At 71.4% G+C, this 18,665-nt stretch carries 20 protein-coding genes; 12 read left to right on the top strand and 8 right to left on the bottom strand.

What is annotated here, in order from left to right:
• Nucleotides 1-2: 2 nt before the first annotated feature.
• Entirely contained in the window at nt 3-689 is a 687-nt protein-coding gene (locus BLS95_RS11115) for an alpha/beta fold hydrolase (RefSeq protein WP_090930819.1), read from the top strand.
• Nucleotides 690-697: 8 nt separating this feature from the next.
• On the opposite strand, the gene BLS95_RS11110 is transcribed toward BLS95_RS11115, so the two are convergent.
• Nucleotides 698-1,435, bottom strand: a complete 738-nt coding sequence (locus BLS95_RS11110; RefSeq protein WP_176993128.1) for a MerR family transcriptional regulator — start codon at nt 1,433-1,435, stop codon at nt 698-700.
• A gap of 160 nt (nt 1,436-1,595) precedes the next feature.
• Here BLS95_RS11110 and BLS95_RS11105 point away from each other — a divergent pair, with 160 nt between their 5' ends.
• Both BLS95_RS11105 and BLS95_RS11100 read left to right on the top strand, forming a co-directional pair.
• Nucleotides 1,596-2,558, top strand: a complete 963-nt coding sequence (locus BLS95_RS11105) for a GlxA family transcriptional regulator (protein ID WP_090930817.1) — start codon at nt 1,596-1,598, stop codon at nt 2,556-2,558.
• Nucleotide 2,559: 1 nt separating this feature from the next.
• Nucleotides 2,560-3,183: a DJ-1/PfpI family protein gene (locus BLS95_RS11100; RefSeq protein WP_090930816.1), complete on the top strand. Its 624-nt coding sequence runs from the start codon at nt 2,560-2,562 to the stop codon at nt 3,181-3,183.
• A 339-nt stretch (nt 3,184-3,522) separates the two neighbouring features.
• Here BLS95_RS11100 and BLS95_RS11090 read toward each other — a convergent pair whose 3' ends face one another.
• Nucleotides 3,523-4,137 (bottom strand): ArsR/SmtB family transcription factor, encoded by a 615-nt coding sequence (locus BLS95_RS11090; RefSeq protein WP_143043665.1) that lies wholly within the window; start codon nt 4,135-4,137, stop codon nt 3,523-3,525.
• 67 nt (nt 4,138-4,204) lie between these two features.
• On the opposite strand from BLS95_RS11090, the gene BLS95_RS11085 reads away from it, so the two are divergent.
• Nucleotides 4,205-5,515, top strand: coding sequence for an MFS transporter (locus BLS95_RS11085; protein ID WP_245764983.1), 1,311 nt, complete (start codon nt 4,205-4,207; stop codon nt 5,513-5,515).
• Between the two features lie 56 nt (nt 5,516-5,571).
• Complete coding sequence (locus BLS95_RS11080; protein WP_090930812.1) at nt 5,572-6,378, top strand: serine/threonine-protein kinase; 807 nt, start codon at nt 5,572-5,574, stop codon at nt 6,376-6,378.
• Between the two features lie 160 nt (nt 6,379-6,538).
• Here BLS95_RS11080 and BLS95_RS11075 read toward each other — a convergent pair whose 3' ends face one another.
• Both BLS95_RS11075 and BLS95_RS11070 read right to left on the bottom strand, forming a co-directional pair.
• A complete protein-coding gene (locus tag BLS95_RS11075) occupies nt 6,539-7,285 on the bottom strand; it encodes a lysophospholipid acyltransferase family protein (RefSeq protein ID WP_090930811.1) in 747 nt (248 codons plus the stop codon).
• 18 nt (nt 7,286-7,303) lie between these two features.
• Nucleotides 7,304-8,470, bottom strand: coding sequence for a cytochrome P450 (locus BLS95_RS11070; protein ID WP_245764982.1), 1,167 nt, complete (start codon nt 8,468-8,470; stop codon nt 7,304-7,306).
• A 54-nt stretch (nt 8,471-8,524) separates the two neighbouring features.
• On the opposite strand from BLS95_RS11070, the gene dhaK reads away from it, so the two are divergent.
• From dhaK to BLS95_RS11055, 3 genes are all read left to right on the top strand, one after another.
• Nucleotides 8,525-9,505 (top strand): dihydroxyacetone kinase subunit DhaK, encoded by a 981-nt coding sequence (dhaK, locus tag BLS95_RS11065; protein WP_090930809.1) that lies wholly within the window; start codon nt 8,525-8,527, stop codon nt 9,503-9,505.
• The gene (dhaL, locus tag BLS95_RS11060; RefSeq protein WP_090930808.1) at nt 9,505-10,122 is read left to right on the top strand and encodes a dihydroxyacetone kinase subunit DhaL; all 618 of its coding nucleotides are present in this window, start codon (nt 9,505-9,507) and stop codon (nt 10,120-10,122) included. Before dhaK ends, dhaL begins: the two co-directional genes overlap by 1 nt.
• An 81-nt stretch (nt 10,123-10,203) precedes the next feature.
• Nucleotides 10,204-10,578 carry a PTS-dependent dihydroxyacetone kinase phosphotransferase subunit DhaM gene (locus BLS95_RS11055; protein ID WP_090931031.1) on the top strand — a complete coding sequence of 125 codons (375 nt, stop codon included), beginning with the start codon at nt 10,204-10,206 and terminating at the stop codon, nt 10,576-10,578.
• 104 nt (nt 10,579-10,682) lie between these two features.
• Here BLS95_RS11055 and BLS95_RS11050 read toward each other — a convergent pair whose 3' ends face one another.
• The 4 genes from BLS95_RS11050 to BLS95_RS11030 all read right to left on the bottom strand — a co-directional run bounded on the left by BLS95_RS11050 (nt 10,683) and on the right by BLS95_RS11030 (nt 14,303).
• Nucleotides 10,683-12,365, bottom strand: a complete 1,683-nt coding sequence (locus BLS95_RS11050; protein WP_090930807.1) for a thiamine pyrophosphate-binding protein — start codon at nt 12,363-12,365, stop codon at nt 10,683-10,685.
• Entirely contained in the window at nt 12,362-13,135 is a 774-nt protein-coding gene (locus BLS95_RS11045; protein WP_090930806.1) for a cyclase family protein, read from the bottom strand. The genes BLS95_RS11050 and BLS95_RS11045 overlap by 4 nt, the downstream gene beginning before the upstream one ends.
• Nucleotides 13,136-13,196: 61 nt before the next feature.
• Nucleotides 13,197-13,772 (bottom strand): Rv1352/Rv1906c domain-containing protein, encoded by a 576-nt coding sequence (locus tag BLS95_RS55550; RefSeq protein WP_176993127.1) that lies wholly within the window; start codon nt 13,770-13,772, stop codon nt 13,197-13,199.
• A 102-nt stretch (nt 13,773-13,874) separates the two neighbouring features.
• On the bottom strand, nt 13,875-14,303 hold the full coding sequence (locus BLS95_RS11030) for a CBS domain-containing protein (RefSeq protein WP_090930803.1): 429 nt from the start codon (nt 14,301-14,303) through the stop codon (nt 13,875-13,877).
• Nucleotides 14,304-14,437: 134 nt separating this feature from the next.
• Between BLS95_RS11030 and BLS95_RS11025 the strand changes: the two genes are divergently transcribed.
• The 4 genes from BLS95_RS11025 to BLS95_RS11010 all read left to right on the top strand — a co-directional run bounded on the left by BLS95_RS11025 (nt 14,438) and on the right by BLS95_RS11010 (nt 18,665).
• Nucleotides 14,438-15,844, top strand: coding sequence for an aminopeptidase P family protein (locus BLS95_RS11025; RefSeq protein ID WP_090930802.1), 1,407 nt, complete (start codon nt 14,438-14,440; stop codon nt 15,842-15,844).
• Nucleotides 15,845-15,984: 140 nt separating this feature from the next.
• Entirely contained in the window at nt 15,985-16,773 is a 789-nt protein-coding gene (locus BLS95_RS11020; protein ID WP_176993126.1) for an MlaE family ABC transporter permease, read from the top strand.
• 10 nt (nt 16,774-16,783) lie between these two features.
• Entirely contained in the window at nt 16,784-17,641 is an 858-nt protein-coding gene (locus BLS95_RS11015) for an MlaE family ABC transporter permease (protein WP_342742689.1), read from the top strand.
• Nucleotides 17,642-17,645: 4 nt separating this feature from the next.
• On the top strand, nt 17,646-18,665 hold the full coding sequence (locus BLS95_RS11010) for an MCE family protein (RefSeq protein ID WP_090930800.1): 1,020 nt from the start codon (nt 17,646-17,648) through the stop codon (nt 18,663-18,665).

The following is an 18,665-nucleotide window of genomic DNA, read 5'->3' as shown; positions in this document are numbered from 1 at the left end:
TCATGGACATCCTGCTCATCGCCGGCCTGTGGCTCGACGGGTCCGCGTGGGACGACGTCGTGCCCGCGCTCAAGGAGCTCGGCCACCGTCCCGTGCCGCTCACCCTCCCCGGCCAGGGCGACGGGTCCACCTCGGCCACGCTCGACGACCAGGTGGCGGCGGTGCTCGCCGCCATCGACTCGGCGCCCGGCAAACCGCTGGTGGTGGGGCACTCCGCAGCCTGCACCCTGGCCTGGCTGGCCGCCGACGCGCGCCCTGAGCAGGTCGCCAAGGTCGCCATGATCGGCGGTTTTCCGACCGGCGACGGCCGGGCCTACGCCGACTTCTTCGAGGCCGAGAACGGCGTCATGCCCTTCCCCGGCTGGGGCCCGTTCGAGGGGCCGGACTCCGCCGACCTCGACGAGGAGGCCAGGCGCGCCTTCGCGTCCGGGGCGATCCCCGTCCCCGAGGAGGTGTCCAAGGGCGTCGTACGCCTGACGGACGAGCGACGTTTCGACGTCCCGGCCGTCCTCGTGTGCCCCGAATTCACCCCCGCCCAGGCGAAGGAGTGGATCGCGGCCGGTGACGTGCCCGAGCTCGCCCAGGCCAAGCACCTCGAATATGTCGACATCGACTCGGGCCACTGGCCGATGTTCACCAGGCCGGTGGAGCTCGCCCGGCTCCTGTCCATGGCGGCCACCTCGGCCTGACCATCGGGTCAGGTGCGGCCGAAGCCGACGGCGAAGGCCCGCCTGAGGTAATCCCAGGCCGGGGTGGTGAGAACGCCCTTGGTAGCGGTCTCGGGCCCCTGCCGGTCGATCTTCGCGTAGAGCGCCGACAGGACGCTTCTGTCGTCCCCGGTCATCTCCACGACCGTCTCGGACCACTCCCGAGCCAGTTCCTGGACCTCCGGGTCGGCGGGATCCGTGGCCCGCTCCGCGTGCCCGGCCAGCCGGTCGGCCAGTTCCGCCATCCGCTGCCGCCACCGGGCGAACCCCTCCTCCCCGGCCTGCTCATGCCGTTGCCTGAGCCGGGCGAACTGCTCGTCGGTGAAGTTCTTGGCCTGCATCGTCGCCTCCATCGCGTCGATGAGCTGGTCGATCGACGGCTCGCGAGCCCGGCTCAGGCTGCCGTCCAGGCTCCGCAGCCGCCGCCGCAACGTGCTGTGCAGGGCGACCTGGCGCTCGACCTGGTCGAGTTGCCGGACGAGCACACTCCGCAGGTCGCCGCCGTCGCCGTCCAGGGCGTCCGCGATCTCGCCGAGGGACACCCTCAGCTCGCGCAGCGCCAGGATCCGATACAGGCGGCGCACGTCATCGCCGGTGTAGAGGCGATGACCGGCTGCCGACCGCTCGGACGGACACAGCAGGCCGATCTGGTGGAAGTGACGCAGGGTCCGTACCGTCAAACCGGTCGCGGCGGCGAGTTCGCCGATCTTCCAACGTCGTTCTGTCACATCGATCACCCACCGGGAACGCTAGGTGCTGACGTCGCGTCAGGTGCAAGCCCGCCCCGGTGCCCCGCCACGAACGCCATCAGCAGGCCGCCCTTCCTGGCGTAATGTGCAATGTTCGTGTCGTTGACGCCATGGCCGTGGCGCTACCAGCATGAAGAGCATGAAACGACGGGTCCTGATCCTCGTTTACCCCGGCTTCCAGCTCCTGGACCTGGCGGGGCCCGCCGACGTGTTCGGCACGGCCGACCTGCTCCTGGCCGGCCGTGGCTACCAGGTCGAACCGGTGGCCCCGCAGGCCGGGGCCGTGGTCGCCGGCAACGGGGTCACGGTCATGGCCGGCGGGCTCGGCGAGGTGACGGGGCCGGTCGACACGTTGCTGGTGGCGGGCGGGTTGTCCGTGCCTGAGCACGTACGGGATCCGGACCTGGTCGAGGCGGTCGCCCGGCTGGCGGCGGGGGCGCGGCGGGTGGCCTCCGTGTGCAACGGCGCGTTCCTGCTGGCCGAGGCCGGGCTGCTGGACGGCCGGCGGGCCACCACGCACTGGCTGGTCGCCGGGGAGCTGAAGAACCGGTACGAGCGCGTCGAGGTGAACGCCGACCCGCTCTACATCGAGGACGGCCACGTCTGGACCTCGGCGGGCGTGCTGTCCGGCGTGGACCTGTCGCTCGCGCTGGTGGCCAGGGACCACGGCCACCGGCTCGCCAGGGACGTCGCCCGGGGGCTCGTGGTCTACCTGCACCGGCCGGGCGGGCAGAGCCAGTTCAGCACGCCGATGCGGACCCTGACGCCGCGCAGCGAGCCGCTGCGGGAGTTGCAGGCGTACATCGACGCGAACCCCACCGCCGACCTGAGCGTGCCCGCGCTCGCCGGGCGGGTGGGGATGAGCGAGCGGCACTTCTCCCGGGTCTTCACCGAGCAGACCGGCCTGTCACCCGGCCGGTACGTCGAACGCAGCCGCGCCGACACCGCCCGGCGCCTCCTGGAGGTCACCGGGCACCCCTTGGAGCGGGTGGCCAGGGAGTCCGGGCTCGGCAGCCCGGAGACGCTCTACCGCGTGTTCCGCCGCCACTGGCGGATCTCACCCGGCGACCATCGTCGCCGGTTCCAGTCGAAGGAGAAATGACATGCATGTCGCGATCCCCCTATATCCGCGTTTCACCGCCCTGGACGCCGTCGGGCCGTACACGGTGATGGCCTTCGCGCCCGGCTACACCGTCACGTTCGTCGCGGCGGAGCCGGGCCCGGTGACCGACGACCGCGGCACGCTCACCTTGACCGCCACAGCGTCGTACGACGACCTGCCCCGGCCCGACGTGGTCATCGTGCCGGGCGGGGTCGGCACCTTCGACGCCCTGGCCGACGAGGCACTGATCGGGTGGCTCAGGCAGGCGCACGAGCACACGCGGTGGACGACGTCGGTGTGCAGCGGAGCGCTCATCCTGGGCGCCGCGGGGCTCCTGAAGGGTTTGACGGCCACCACGCACTGGGCGCTGCTGGATTCCCTCAAGCAGTACGGCGCCGAGCCCCTGAGCGAGCGGGTGATCACCCAGGGCAAGATCGTGACGGCGGCCGGGGTGTCGTCGGGCATCGACATGGGGCTGACCCTGCTGGCCCAGGCCAGTGACGAGGTGACGGCGCAGACGGTGCAACTCGCGATCGAGTACGACCCGCAGCCGCCCTTCGACTGCGGCTCGCCGGCCAAGGCCCCCGAGGGGATGACCGACCGGGCCCTCCACCTCATCGTCTGACCGGCATCACCTCACCGAAGCGAACGCCCCCGCCCCTCCAGCACGGGACGAGGGCGTCGCCCGTCCGGGCCCTGTGTCCGGCGGGCCCGGAGGTCTGCCGCGTGCCGCGCACCCGCCCGATCGCCATGCCGGGCGGGAGGACCTGGGCCGCGGCGCCGCCGAACATCGCCCGCTCCCTCGGCGGCACCGCAATCACTCCTCGAACGGGAAACCCGCACGCCGCCCGAGGAGGCCCGGAAAAGCCGGGTACCGAAGGAGACTATGACCTGCGGCGGGGCCCCGGCTTCAGGGCCCGGCCTAGGGAAATCCCTAGGATATGATCGCCACCAGCGCGCCGAGCTATCCCCCGTCCCGGGTGACCACCGGAAGCACATCGAAGTGAACGACCACGTGACCGACCGACGGATCGGGAGCGGCGGCGGACGAGTCCGATGAGTCGTACTGCCTCCGATCGGACACCTGCCGGTACTTCTCCAGCACCTCGAACACCTCGTCCCTCAGCCCGGCCGTCTCCTCCGGCGTGAGGCGCAGCGACCGCCGCCCGAGCGAGCCGACCTCCACCCACTCCTCCGGCGCCTCCGCCGCCTCCTCCCGCCAGCGGGCCAGCTCCGCCCCCCGCCGGCGCACCACGTCGTCGAGCAGGAACTCCAGCGCGCTCGCCGCCTCGGCGTCGGCCTGCGGTTCGTCGAAAGCGAATCCGCCCTGGACGACGCGCCAGTACTTCTCCTTGCCGCGCCCCATCCCGGCGGCGACTTCGATCATGCCGTGCCTGGACAGCTCCCTCAGGTGGTAGCTGGTGGCGCCGGTGTTCTGACCGAGCAGGGCGGCGAGCCGGGTGGCCGTGGAGGGCCCGTGCTCCTCCAGCAACTCGTAGATCCGTAGTCGCAGCGGGTGAGCGAAGGACTTCAACGCGTTCGCGTCGAGCGTACGGGCCGAGAACCTCTTGCTTGGCATCCTGTGCAAGCCTATCTTTGCAAAGAAATGTATGCACACTTTCCCTTACACACTATCGGAGTGCACTGTGGCCGGTCTCGGACGCTCCTTCGGTTTTCTGTGCTCTTCCACCGCTCTGTCCAACCTGGCCGACGGTGTGCTGAAGATCGGGGCGCCGCTGCTGGCCGTGTCGATGACCCGCTCCCCCCTCCTGGTGTCCCTGGTGGGAGCGGCCACGACGGTGCCGTGGCTGCTGTTCGCCCTGCACGCGGGCGCCATCGCCGACCGGGCAGACCGCCGCCGCATCATGGTCCTGGCCCACTCCGCCCGCGCGGCGATCCTCGTCGGCGTCGCGCTCCTGGCCGCCCTGGGGATGCTGGACCTGTGGCTGCTGCTCGCCGCCGTGCTGCTGGTCGGCGTGAGCGAGGTCTTCGCCGACCTCTCGGCGCAGTCCATCCTGCCGATGACCGTCCCCCGGGAGCACCTCACCAGGGCCAACGGCCGCGTGTCGACGGTCCAGCTGATCGGCAACGACTTCCTCGGCGCACCCCTGGCGGGCCTCCTCGTCGCCGCCCTACCCGCCGTCGTCTTCGGCGCCCCGGCCCTGCTGTACGGCGTCGCGGCGATCCTGCTCCTGGGCATGCGCGGCACGTTCGCATTACCCACGACCGCCCACCCCACGGGCAACGCACCTGCCATCGACGCCCGGACGGGCGGCGGTGAGCTCAGGACACGCAGGCGGCGGACGTTGGTGGCCGACATCGGGGAGGCCCTGCGTTACCTCTGGTCCCACTCGGTGCTGCGGAGCATGGCGATCGCCGCCGGGCTGCTCAACCTCGCCGGCAGCGCCTACCTGGCCGTCTTCGTGCTGTGGGCCGTCGGCGACGAGTCGATGATCGGGTTGGAGCCCAGCCAGTACGGCCTGATGATGACGGCCTTCGCGGCCGGGGCGGTGATCGGGTCGCTGCTGTCGGGACGGGCGGCGGGGATCTTCGGGGAGTTCCGGACGATCCTCGGCGGGTGGCTGATCGGCAGCCTGCTGTACCTGGTGCCGGTGATCGTGCCTTCACCGTGGGCGCTCTATCCCACCGTCGTCCTGTGGGGTGTGACAGGAGCGGGGGCCAACGTGCTCGTGATCTCGGCCCGGCAGCGCCTGATTCCCGCGCAACTGCTCGGCCGGGTCAATTCGGCATACCGGCTCGTCGGAATGGGTGGGATGCCGCTCGGAGCAGCTCTCGCGGGCGTTTTGGCGGAGTTCGTAGGGCTTGCTGCCGTCCTGGCGGGCGCCACAGGAGTATGTTTGGCGGCAGTCGGGCTAGTGTGGCGCGGCTTGTGGAAGCAAATTTCTAGGCCACTGACCAGCGAACCTGCACTTTCCGACATATCCAGATCACGTTAGGCACCCTACAGCCTGTGCTGAGGTGACATGATTATCCCCGAGCTTGAGGGGATGGTATGCGGGAGATCGGCGGACGGTACCTCCTGAACGAGGAGGCCGGTCGTGGGGGTATGGGCGTCGTCTGGCGTGCGTTCGATCAGCTCCTCCACCGTACGGTGGCGCTCAAGGAGCTGACCTTGGCCGGTGAGGCCGAGATGGTGCGCCGCCGGGTGTTGCGAGAGGCCAGGATGGCTGCTGGGCTCACGCACCCTAACATCGTGACGGTCCACGACCTGATCGAAGAGGGCGGCAAGCTCTGGATCATCATGGAATACCTCGACGGCCTGTCGTTGCACCAACTGCTCTCCCAGGTGGGCACGTTGCCTGCGCAGTCGGTGGCGGCGATCGGGCAGCACCTGCTCGCGGCACTGCGTACCGCGCACCAGGCCGGCGTGCTGCACCGTGACGTCAAGCCCGCCAACGTCATGCTGACCGGCGACAGGGTGGTGCTGACCGACTTCGGCATCGCCACCGCCGAGGGAGACATCCGCATGACGACGTCGCGGCGGCTGCGTGGCACGCCTGCCTTCATGGCGCCGGAGCGGCTCCACGGCGGGCCCGCCAGCAAAGAGGCCGACATGTGGTCCTTCGGCGCCACGCTCTACAGCGCCGTGGAGGGACAGCCGCCCTACCCCGGGCAGGACGCGGCGACGGTGCTCGGCATGGCGAGAAGCGGCCCGTACCCGCCGCCACGGCGCGCCGGGGTGATGCGCCCGCTGATCGAGGGCCTGCTCTATCACGACCCGATCCGCCGCTACACCCCGGAGCAGACGGCGGGCCTGTTGGCGGGCATGCGCGCCAGCGCCTACCAGGCGGCCATCTAGCCCGGTCCGCCCGCCCGCACCCTTATACGACGCGAGGCCCGCGATTCAGGCGCGGGCGCCGTGGCGGAGCGACCAACCCCGGCGGGCAGGTGGCGGAGCTACCACCCCCGGCGGGCGACGAGGGGTGCCGCCCGCCGTACCGGTCGCTCCTCGCCGACGGCTATTCCTGCTTGGCCCGGGATTCCGCTTCGGCGGCGTCAAGGGCGGCCGCCTCCTCCGGGGTCGGCGCGGTGCCGCCCAGGTGGGCGGGTTGCCACCACACGCCCGGCGGCACCTCCGGGTAGTTCCGCTGCGCCCGGTCCACCATCTCCGACATCCGGGTGTGCAGGTCGGCCGCGTGCTCGTCCACGTTTTCGCCCCGCTTGGGGTAGATCGGCTCCCCCACCGTGATCGTGAGCGGTACGTGGCGCTGGAAGAGGGACTTCGGGCGGCCCTTGGTCCAGAAGCGCTGGCTGCCCCACAGCGCCACGGGGATGATCGGCGTCTTGGTCGCCTGGGCCATCCGGATGGCGCCGTTCTTGATCTCCTTGACCGTGAACGAGCGGCTGATGGTCGCCTCGGCGAAGACCCCGACGATCTCACCCGCCTTGAGCATGCGCAGCGCCGTGGCGTAGGAGCCCGCCCCCGCTCCCCGGTCGACGGGGATATGGTGCATGCCGCGCATCAGCGGCCCGGAGATCCGGTGCTGGAAGACGTCCTCCTTGGCCATGAAGCGCACCAGCCGCTTCGACGGCAGCGCGGCGAACCCGGCGAAGATGAAGTCGAGGTAGCTGATGTGGTTGCTCACCAGCACCGCGCCCCCGGTCCGCGGCACGTGCTCCGTCCCCTCCATCTTGATGCGGATGTCGAGCATGCGAAAGAGGGTCCGCGCGGCGGCGATCACCGGCGGGTACACGATCTCAGCCATGTGCAGAAGGTAGCCTACTCAGGCGGGTTCCACGGTAGTCGGGAGGCTCACCATGCCCCGCACGTTGCCGTGCGCGGTCCTCCTGATGCCGGCCTCGTCGATGTCATAGCCGGGCGAGACGGCCCTCGTGAGCTCCTCCAGCGCCACCCGGCCTTCGAGCCGGGCCAGCGGGCCGCCGAGGCAGTAGTGGCGGCCGGCGCCGAAGCTGATGGCTTTCCCGGTGTCGCGGGTCAGGTCATAGGTGTCGGCAGCGGGGAAGACGGATTCGTCCCGGTTGGCGGAGCCGATCAGCAGCCAGATCCTGGAATTCTCGGGGACGAGGGTGCCGTACCACTCCGTGGGGCGGGTGAGGCGGCGGGCCATGCCGTGCGCGGGCGTGTCATACCGCAGTGACTCCTCCAGCCACGGCTCGATCGCCCCGGCGAAGGCGGCGGCGCGCTGGCCGGGGTTGCGCCACGCCCAGTACCAGGCCGCGCTGAGCAGGTGGGTGGTGGTCTCGGTGCCGGCCCCGACGAGCAGGAACACGAACGCCACGATGTCCTCGTCGGTCAGCTCGCCGTCGGAGGCCAGGGCCGAGATGAGGTCGTCGCGCGGCGCCGCCCGGCGCTCGGCCACGATGGAGCGGTAGTAGTCGCCCAGCGCGAGCATGCTCTTGACGCCGTCCTCGACCATCTTGCCGCCCGGGTCGTAGGTGAGCACGGCGGAGAAGGAGCGCTGCACGCCCGCCCGCTCGGACGGCGGCACGCCCACCAGCTCGGAGATCACGTCGAGCGGCAGCTTGGCGGCGAAGTCGCGGGCGAAGTCGAACGTGCCCCGCTCCACGGCCTGCCCGAGGTGGTCGCGGGCGATCCGGCGGATCATGGGTTCGAGCGCGGCGACCCGGCGCGGGGTGAAGCCACGGGAGATGGCGGCCCGCATCCGGGTGTGCTCGGGCGGGTCCATGGCCGCGAACGACAGGAACGCACGCGCGTGCGGACCGGAGGCGCCGGGATCGAGCATGGGACCGTGGTCGCTGGACAGCAGGCCGCTGTCGGCGAACGCGGCCGACACGTCGCCGTGCCGGGACAACGCCCAGAAGCCGAGCTCGGGGTTGTGGTAGAGCGGCGCCTCGTGGCGCAGCCGCGCGTAGACAGGGTATGGGTCGTCGTTGACGACGGGATCGTACGGGCTGTAGGCGAGATCCACGCCGCCCACGCTACGACGCTTGCGCCCTCGTGAAAACGGGCAGATGTTCTGACCATGAAGAAGCTCATCAACACGGCAGAATCCGTCGTTGACGACGCACTGAACGGCATGGCCGCGGCCCACCCCACGCTGCGGATCCGCGACCGGGTGGTCTACCGGGCCGAGGGCCCGCGCCGTGGCAAGGTCGGCCTGGTCTCGGGCGGCGGCTCCGGGCACGAGCCGCTGCACGCCGGGTTCGTCGGCCACGGCATGCTCGACGCGGCCTGCCCCGGCGAGGTCTTCACCTCCCCGGTCCCCGACCAGATCATCGACGCGACCAGGGCGGTGGACGGCGGCGCCGGAGTCCTCCACATCGTCAAGAACTACACCGGCGACGTGCTGAACTTCGAGATGGCCGCCGAACTGGTCGAGGGCGTCGACGTGGCGAGCGTGCTGGTCGACGACGACGTGGCGGTGCAGGACTCCCTCTACACGGCGGGCCGCCGCGGCACCGGGGCGACGCTGTTCGTGGAGAAGATCGCGGGCGCGCTGGCCGAGGAGGGCGCGCCGCTGGCCCGGGTCGCCGCGGTGGCGGGCGAGGTGGACGACCGCAGCAGGTCCTTCGGCATCGCCCTGACCTCGTGTACGACGCCGCACGCGGGCAAGCCCACGTTCGACCTGCCGGAGACGGACGTGGAGCTGGGCATCGGCATCCACGGCGAGCCGGGCCGGGCCCGCGTGCCGATGGCCTCGGCCCGCGAGCTGGCCGGGATCGCCATGGAGGCCGTCCACGGCGACCTGCCGCTGCGCGGCGACCTGCTGGTCATGGTGAACGGCATGGGCGGCACACCCCTCATGGAGCTGTACGTGGTGTTCGCGGAGGTGGCGGCGTTCGTGCGGGGGAAGGGGGCGCGGGTGGCGCGCTCGCTCGTGGGCAACTACGTGACGAGCCTGGACATGCAGGGCTTCTCGGTGTCGATCTGCCTGCTCGACGACCCGCTGACCCGGTTGTGGGACGCGCCCGTCGAGACGCCCGGCCTGCGCTGGGGGCGCTGATGGACACCGACGTGCTGGTGGCCTGGTTCGCGGAGACGGCCAGGCTGGTGCACAGGGAGCGCGAGCGGCTGACCGACCTGGACGCCGCGATCGGCGACGCCGACCACGGCTCCAACCTCGACCGCGGCTTCTCCGAGGTGGCCAGGGCGCTGGCCACCTCGCCGCCCGACACGCCGGCGCAGGTGCTGGCGACGGCGGGCGCGACGCTGATCCGCCGGGTCGGCGGCGCGTCTGGGCCGCTGTACGGGTCCGTGTTCCGGCAGATGGGCAAGTCGCTGACCTCGCCGGTCACCCTGGCCGGGTTCGCGGCGGCCTTCGAGGAGGGGGTCGTGGCGGCCGAGCGGCTGGGCAAGGCGGCGCTGGGCGACAAGACCATGGTGGACGCCCTGGTTCCGGCCTCGCGCGCGCTGGCGCTGGCCGTACGGGACGGGGTGGGGGTGCGGGAGGCGTTCGAGCAGGCGGCACGCGCGGCGGCGGACGGCGCCAAGGCCACCATCCCCCTGCAGGCCCGCAAGGGCCGGGCCAGTTACCTGGGCGAGCGGAGCGTGGGCCACGAGGACCCGGGCGCGGCCTCGGCGGCACTCCTCATGGCGGCCCTGGCGACGGTGGTCGCATGACGGCGCGCGACGGTGGTCGCATGACGGCGCACCGGTGACGTGATGGCGGGCGCCGGACGTGATGGTGAGGTCACAGACGTGATGGTGGGGCTGGTGCTGGTCTCGCACAGTGCGGGGCTGGCGGCGGAGACCGTGGCGCTGGTCCGGGGCATCGCGGGGCCGGAGCCGCCGCTCGCCGCGGCCGGCGGCACCCGGGACGGCGGGCTGGGCACGAGCCTGGAGCTCATCGAGGAGGCGGTGCGGGCCGTCGATCGGGGCGCCGGCGTCGTGATCGTGCCCGACCTGGGCAGCTCGGTGCTGACCGCCCGCCTGGTGGAGGAGGACGGGCGGGTGGTGGTGGCGGACGTGCCGTTCGTGGAGGGCGCGATCGCGGCGGCGGTGGCGGCGGGCGCGGGCGCGCCGCTGGCCGACGTACTGGCCGCCGCCGAGGAGTCCCGCGCCTACCGCAAAATCTGAGCCCAGCTCAGTCGCCTACCGCAAGCCCCGAGCCCAGCGCAGTCCCGCAGTCGCCTACCGCAAGGCCTGAGCCCAGCTCAGTCCCACAGCAACCCCCGCACCCGTCAGTGGCCCTTGAAGGCCTCTTCCAGCCACCAGGAGCCGTGCTCCCCGGTGACCTTGGCGTGCACCAGCAGCGGCCGGTCGCGCGGCCCTTCGAGCCAGGCGGACACGCCCGACAGGTCGCTCCGGTCGAGGACCGTGACGGCGGCGAAGCCGAGGCCCCGGGCCGTGGCGGCCAGGTCGGCCGACGGGAACGTGACCGTTTCGAGCGGGTGGCCGTGCGGTCCGAAGTGGTGCACCTCGGCCCCGTACGCCTCGTCGTCGTAGACCACGACCACCATCGGCAACCCCAGCCGGACGACGGTCTCCAGCTCGGCCAGGCCCATCAGGGCGCCGCCGTCGCCGAGCGCGGCCACGGGGAGCCGGTCCGGCCGGGCCACGGCGGCGCCGATCGCCGTCGCCAGCCCCAGGCCGATCGACTGGAACGCCTGCGTGAAGCAGAAACCACCCTCATCCGGTACATCAATGAACATCGACGGATATCCCATGAAATTTCCGGAATCGACCGCGACGATCCGCTCCCGCGGCAGCAGGTCGTCCAGGCCGATGCTGAGCGTCCTCGGGTCGATCCGCCCGCCACCGCTCTCGTCCTCGTACGCCACCGCCCGCCAGCGTCCCTCGGCCCGGATGCGATCGGCCACCTCCGCCGAGCGATAGCCCTCGGCGGACCCGGCGACCTGGGCGGCCAGCGCGCTCGCCACCACCCCCACGTCACCCACCACGCCCAGATCGACGGGCACGTACGCCTTGAGCGCCGCCGCATCGAGGTCCACCTTGGCCACCTTGGCCGCCGGCGAGATCAGCCGGCCGTGCCCGGTGGTCCACATGTTCAGCGCGCACCCCCACCCGATCACCAGGTCGGCCCCCTGGATCAGCTCGGCGGCCAGCGGCGTGGCGAAGCCGCCGCTCACGTCGAGGTCCCACGGGCTGCCCCGGAACAGCCCGCGCGCCACGGCGGAGGTGGCCAGCAGAGCACCGGTGTGGTCGGCGAGCCTCTCCAACTCCCGCCGCGCGTGCCGGGCCCCGCGCCCGGCCACGAACACCGGCCGCCTCGACTCACCGAGCAGCCGCGCCAGCGCCCGCACCTCGTCGGGCGACGGCTCCACGGCGGGCGCCCGGCCCGGAGCGAGGGACCGGACGGCGGCCGGCGCCGCGTCGAGCGGCCCGTCCAAGGGGGCGGCCTGGACGTCGAGCGGCCCGTCGAAGGGGGCGGCCTGGACGTCGAGCGGCAGGTTCAGCAGCACGGTGCGCCGCTCCTGCACGGCCACCCGGTACGCCTGCGCCACCTGCTCCGCGGCGCCCTCCGCCGAGGTGACCCGCATCGGCACCGCCCCCACCGCCGCGGCCAGCCCGGCCTGGTCGATGTGGAAGTTGGAGGAGGGCTCGGTGGCCTCCCCCGCCAGCACGACCAGCGGGGTCCGGCTCTTGGCCGCCTCCGTGAGGCCCGTCACCGCGTTGGTGAGCCCGGGCCCCTGGTGCACCGAGACGACCCCTGCCCGGCCGCTCATCCGGGCGTAGGCGTCGGCCATCGTGGTGGCCCCGCCCTCGTGGCGGGCGGCGACGAAGCGTACGCCGCCCGCCCGGAGCGCGTTGGTGACGTGGAAGTTGCCGCTGCCGACCACGCCGAAGGCGGTCTCCACGCCGCAGGCGGCCAGGACGCGGCCGACGGCCTCGGCGACGATCAACGTTCGACCAGGGCCAGCACGCGGACGGGGCTGCCGGAGCCGCCCACGATGGGCAGCGGCGGCGCGACCACGACGGCGCCGGTCACCGGCAGGCGGTCGAGGTTGCGGAGCTGGGTGAGGCCGTATTTACCGGCGCCCAGCAGGAAGGAGTGGCACGGAAAGGCGGGGTCGAAGGAGTGGGCCGCGCCCGCGTCGGTGCCCACGGTCTCGACGCCGAGCCCGACGATCGGGGTCTCGGACGCCAGCCACGACGCGCATTCGACGGAGATGCCGGGGGTGTGCGAGCCGTTCTCGTCGACGTTCAGGGCGGCGGCCTGATCGCCGGAGCGGGTGTCCCACCCGGTTCGGTAGAGCAGCCAGCCGCCCTCGGGGAGCGGGCCGTTGGCGCGCTCCCACTCCCGCACGTGGTCGATCTGGAGGAGGAAGTCGGGGTCCTTGGCGGCCTCGGCGGCGAAGTCCAGCACCACGGCGGGGGCGATCAGGCTGCGCGCGGGCACCTGGGAGATGTCCTCGCCCTCGCGGCCGGTGACCCAGTGCACGGGCGCGTCGAAGTGGGTGCCGGTGTGCTCACCGGTGTGAATGTCGTTCCAGTACCAGGCGGGGCCGCGATCGTCGTAGCGGCTGATCTCCTCCAGCCGGAACGGGATCGTGTTGCCGAACGGCTCGGGCAACTGGAGGATCGGCGTCTCGGACGACAGGGGCGCGGTCAGGTCGATCACCTCGATCGCCCCGCTGCGCACGCTGTCCACGAAGCTCTGCAACACCGACATGTCTTCCTCCTTGATGGGCTTAGCGCATCCTCCTACGCCCGCCCCACCACCGCAAACAACCTCACGCCTTGATCCACTCCGCACATCCGCCGGTCTGGAAAGCCTTGTCGGTGGCCTGGATCGTGACGGTGGCGGCCCCCGTCGGCATGGCGGTCGCGATCACGCCCCCGGTCATGCTCCGCAGCCTGGCCCAGAAGCACATGCTGAACCCCGCGGTGGGCCCGCTCGTGCGGTAGGTGCCCGGCTGGATGTCGGTGCCCACCGCCAGCGTACGCAGGGAGGCGGGGTTGAAGTTCAGCAGCCCGGTATCCGTGTCACCGCCCGGCCCCGGCAGGGTCTGGCTGGGCACGGGCTGGCTCGGCACCGGCTGGCTCGGTAAGGACTGGCTCGGCACCGGCTGGCTGGGGAAGGTCTGGCTGGGCACCGGCTGGCTGGGGAAGGTCTGGCTGGGCACCGGCTCGCTCGGCACCGGCTGGCTGGGCACCGGCTCGGTCGGGTCCGTGGCCTCCGGCTCCACCGGCTCGGTCTCCTCGACCGTCACCGTGACCTTGGGTGTGGCAGGCTCCGACGTCGCGCTCGCGCCGAACCCCACGAAGACCCCGAGCAGGAACCCCAGCAGTGCGGCGAGCCCGGACACGAGCACGATGATCGTCGGACTGCTCGTCGCCCGAGGGTATTCGGGATAACGAGGGTATTCAGGTGGCGGCCCGTACATCACGGACCAAGCGTGCCATCCCTGTCAACGGTGGAGGTAGTCCACCAGTGACGCCTTCTCCGTCTCCAGCTGCTCGATGGCGCTCTTGACCACGTCGCCGATGCTGACGATGCCGACCAGCCGGCCGTTCTCGACCACCGGCATGTGCCGGAAGCGCTGGGTGGTCATGATCTGGCGCAGCGAGTCGACGTTTTCGCCGGGGCCGACCGTGCGCACCTCAGTGGTCATGATCTCCGACACACTCTGGTCCAGGACTGCGGCACCGCGGTCGTGGAGGCGGCGTACGACGTCACGTTCGGACACGATCCCCTCGATCGTGACGCCGTCGGTGGAGACCACCACGGCCCCGATGTTGCGCTCGGCAAGTCTGGCCAGCAACTCCCGCACCGTCGCGCCAGGCGCCACGGTGGTCACGTCACTGCCCTTGCCTCGCAAGATAGTCCCGATGAGCATATGCACCACCTCTGCCCCTCAGTGTTCCAAGCCTGGGTCCAGGCAAACAACACCAGGCGTACGGAGTCAAGCACTCACGTAGGCTGCCGTACGAGATCTCGTACATTGACCGGAATTCACCTAGGGACTGCCACATGAGTGAGGCGCTCAACACCGGAAGCCACGACCTTCCCGTCACCGAGGAACTGGCCGCGTTCATGCGGACGGGCTGGGCCGGTGGGACGCCTCCCGGGACGGCGCCCGTGACGGCACGGCCGATCGCGCCGTGGGCGGCCAAGCGCCGTACCGCGCTGGCGCAGCGCTTCCCCGGCGAGCGGCTGGTGATCCCTGCGGGCACGCTGAAGGTGCGCAGCAACGACAGCGACTACCGCTTCCGGCCGCACAGCGCCTACTCCTACCTGACCGGCGCCCACGAGTCGGACGACGTGCTGGTGATCGAGCCGTCGGGCGAGGCGGTCCTGTACGTCAGGCCGCGCGCGCCGCGCGAGGAGGGCCAGGAGTTCTACCGGGACCGGCGCTACGGCGAGTTCTGGGCGGGCCCGCGGCCGGACCTGGCCGAGGCGGCCGAGCTGTACCAGGTGGAGTGCGCCCACATCCGTGACCTGGACCTGGAGCGCCCGGCCAGGGTGCTGCGCGGCGTGGACGCGGCGGTGGACGCCCGGGTGCCGCGTGGCGGTGACGACCGGGACGCCGAGCTGGAGACGCACCTGGCCGAGATGCGGCTCGTCAAGGACGAGTGGGAGGTCGGCGAGCTGCAGTCGGCGGTGGACGCGACCGTACGCGGCTTCGAGGACGTCGTGCGCGCCCTCCCCCAGGCGTTCGGGCACGCGCGGGGCGAGCGCTATCTGGAGGGCGTGTTCGGGCTGCGGGCGCGGCTGGAGGGCAACGCGGTCGGCTACGACAGCATCGTGGCCGCCGGGTCGCACGCCTGCGTCCTGCACTGGATCCGCAACGACGGCGCGCTCGACCGCGGTGACCTGCTGCTGCTGGACGCCGGTGTCGAGACCGACACGCTCTACACCGCCGACGTCACCCGCACGTTCCCGATGTCGGGCCGGTTCGGGTCCGTGCAGCGGCAGGCGTACGAGCTGGTGTACGAGGCGCAGACCGCGGCCATCGCCACCCTCAGGCCCGGCGCCCGCTTCCGCGACTTCCACCTGGCCGCCATGCGCGTCATCTGCGACGGCCTGCGCGACTGGGGCCTGCTGAAGGACTCCACCGACACTCTCATGGAGACGGGCCTCTACCGCCGCTACACCCTGTGCAGCAGCGGCCACATGCTCGGCCTGGACGTGCACGACTGCGCGAGGTCGCGGGCGGAGGTCTATCTGGACGGCGTGCTGGCGGAGGGCCAGGTGCTCACGGTCGAGCCGGGCCTGTACTTCCAGCCGGACGACCTGACGCTGCCGGAGGAGCTGCGCGGCATGGGCATCCGCATCGAGGACGACCTGGTCGTCACCGCCGACGGCGCCACCCTCATGTCCGCCGGGCTCCCCCGCCACCCGGACGAGGTCGAGTCCTGGATGGGTGCGCTGTTGTAACGGGGCGATCACGTTTCGTACCTGGCTGACAAGACCGGACGCGGGCCTCATACCTTTTCCGCAAATTCCCACCAAAGCATCGACTACTAGACAAGCCGTCAGTAGGGTCGGTCATCCGTAGCGGCGGAGGTGGTCAGCTGATGGCCTTGGGCTACGTCGGACGCCGGGCCGGATCGGTGCTGGGCCAGGTCGGTGACCTGTTCGTCATCGTCCTTGAGGCATTACGCAAGAGCTGGGACGTCCGGCGCTGGTGGTGGGAGTTCGTCGAGCAGTGCTGGTTCCTCGCCCGCGTCACCAGCGTCCCCGTCCTGCTCGTCTCCCTGCCGCTGGGCGCCACCGTCGCGTTACAGGTGGGCGAGCTGGCCTGGCAGCTCGGCGCCGGGTCGGCCACCGGCAGCGCGGTCTTCGTCGGCCTCATCCGTGAGGTGGCGCCGCTGGCCAGCGCCTTACTGATCGCCGGGGCCGGCGGCAGCGCGATGACCTCCGACATCGGCGCGCGCAACATCCGCGACGAGCTGAGCGCGATGGAGGTCATGTCGGTCAACCCGATCCACCGCCTGGTCACGCCGCGGATGTGGGCGGCCGGAACGGTGGCGGTGTGCCTGTGCCCGCTGGTGATCCTGGCGGGCGCGAGCGGCGGCTACTTCTTCAACGTGGTGGTGCAGGGGGTCACGCCCGGGGCGTACTTCGACGGGGCGCTGTCCCTGGTCGTGGCCTCCGACCTGTACGTCACGCTGTTCAAGGCGTGGATCTTCGGGTTCGTCGCGGCGGCGGTGGCCTGCTACAAGGGCATGACGTGCGCGAGCAGCCCGGTCGGCGTGGGGCGGGCGGTCAACCAGTCGACCGTGGTGACGTTCATGCTGGTGTTCACGTTCAACTACGTGATCTCGGCGGTCTACTTCCTGGCCTACCCCCCGAGGTCGCTCTGATGGCCGCGCGGTGTTGAGCACACCGGCCGCCGGTCCGGGACTCGCCCGTCGGGGGCGGGAGCTCGCCGAACGGTTCGCGACGCTGGCCGACTGGCCGCTGTTCGTGTGGAAGGTGCTGTTCTACTCCGTCCGGGACATCGTCCTGCGGCTCAAATACGGCAAGGTCGTCATCAAGCAGGTCAGCGACGTCGTGGTGGGCGTCGGGGCGACCGTCATCGGCGGCGGCATGATCTTCGTGGTGTTCACGATGGCGTTCGTCGTGGGCGCGACCGTGGGCCTGCAGGGTTACCAGGGGTTGCAGGCGATCGGCGCCGAGTCGTTCATGGGCCTGGTGGGCAGCTTCGCCAACGTCCGCGAGATCACCCCGATCATCGCCGGGACCGCGCTGGCGGCGCAGGTGGGCTCGTCGTTCACGGCGGAGCTGGGCGCGATGCGGATCTCGGAGGAGATCGACGCGCTGGAGGTGATGGGCATCAACGCCTTCACCTACCTGATCTGCACCCGGGTGGTGGCCGCGCTGCTGGCGCTGGTGCCGATCTACCTGATCGCGTTGTTCGCCAGCTTCTTCGCCACCCGGCTGATGTGCACGGTGCTGTTCGGACTGGCGCCGGGGGTCTACGACTACTACTTCTACCTGTACCTGCCGGTCAGCGACATCGTGTTCAGCGTGGCCAAGGTGGGCGTGTTCGCCTTCGCCGTCATCGTGATCCACTGCTTCCACGGGTTCCACGCCACCGGGGGGCCGGTGGGCGTGGGCGTGGCGGCGGGGCGCGCCATCCGCCAGTCGATCGTCACGATCGTGCTGCTCAACCTGCTGCTGTCGTACGTGTTCTGGGGCGGCGGCGGCAACATACCGCTGACGGGGTGAGCCGGTGACCCGATTCGAGCTCTCCCTCACGGCCCGGGTGGGCCTCGCCTGCGCCGTGCTGGCGCTGGTCGCCGGTGCGACCCTGTACGTCGTCCACACCGCGACCGCGATCTCCGGCACCCGGATCGACGCCGTGTTCGCCCGGGCCGGCCAGGGCCTGGACACCAACTCGCCGGTCAAGATCCGCGGCATCAGGGTGGGCGAGGTCACGAACGTCTCACTCGACGCCAGGGGCCGGGCCGTGGTGACCATGCACCTCGACCCCGGCGTCAGGGTGCCCGGGTCGACGGTCGCGTCCGTGGAGCCGACGTCGGTGTTCGGCCCCAAGTTCGTCAGCCTGGAGCCCGGCTCCGGCGAGACCACCGGCCCCTATCTGGCGAGCGGCGCGGTCATCACCGACACCGAGGGCCCGCTCGACCTGTCCGACACGCTCGGCGCCGCCTACCGCGGCCTGGACGCCGTCGATCCCCGCGAGGTCACGGTCATCGTGCACACCCTGGCCAAGGGGCTCGACGGCGAGGGCGAGCACCTGCGCGAGCTGATCGGCGACGCCGGCACGGTCGTGGGCGTCGCGCACCGGCAGCGCGGCCGGGCCCGGCAGTTCCTGCACGACGCCGCGCTGCTCGGCACGGCGCTGTCGGACAAGGGCGACGAGCTCGTCTCGATCTCCTCCGACGCCAACGTCATCACCACCGACCTGCTGAAACGCGCCGACAAGGTACGCGTGCTGCTCCAGGAGGTGACCTCCGTCTCCGCGCCGGTCGCGCACGGGCTGGCCCGGCACCGGCAGGATCTGCGGGCCGGCGTGCACTCGGCCGAGCGGGTGGCCTCCCTCATCTACGCCCAGCTCGGCCTGGCCGGGGACGGCGTACGCGGCCTGAACCGGCTGGTGGACCTGCTCAACGAGCTGATCGAGGCGCCGGGGCCGGACGGCACCCGGCAGCTCCAGATCGAGATGTTCCTCGCCAGTGACCTCTGCGAGCTCATCGTCGGCGCCTGCGGCCCGGCCGACGGGAGGCGGTGA

Source organism: Nonomuraea jiangxiensis (genome assembly GCF_900099965.1).
Classification (GTDB): domain Bacteria; phylum Actinomycetota; class Actinomycetes; order Streptosporangiales; family Streptosporangiaceae; genus Nonomuraea; species Nonomuraea jiangxiensis.
This window is presented reverse-complemented; position numbering and strand designations above follow the sequence as displayed.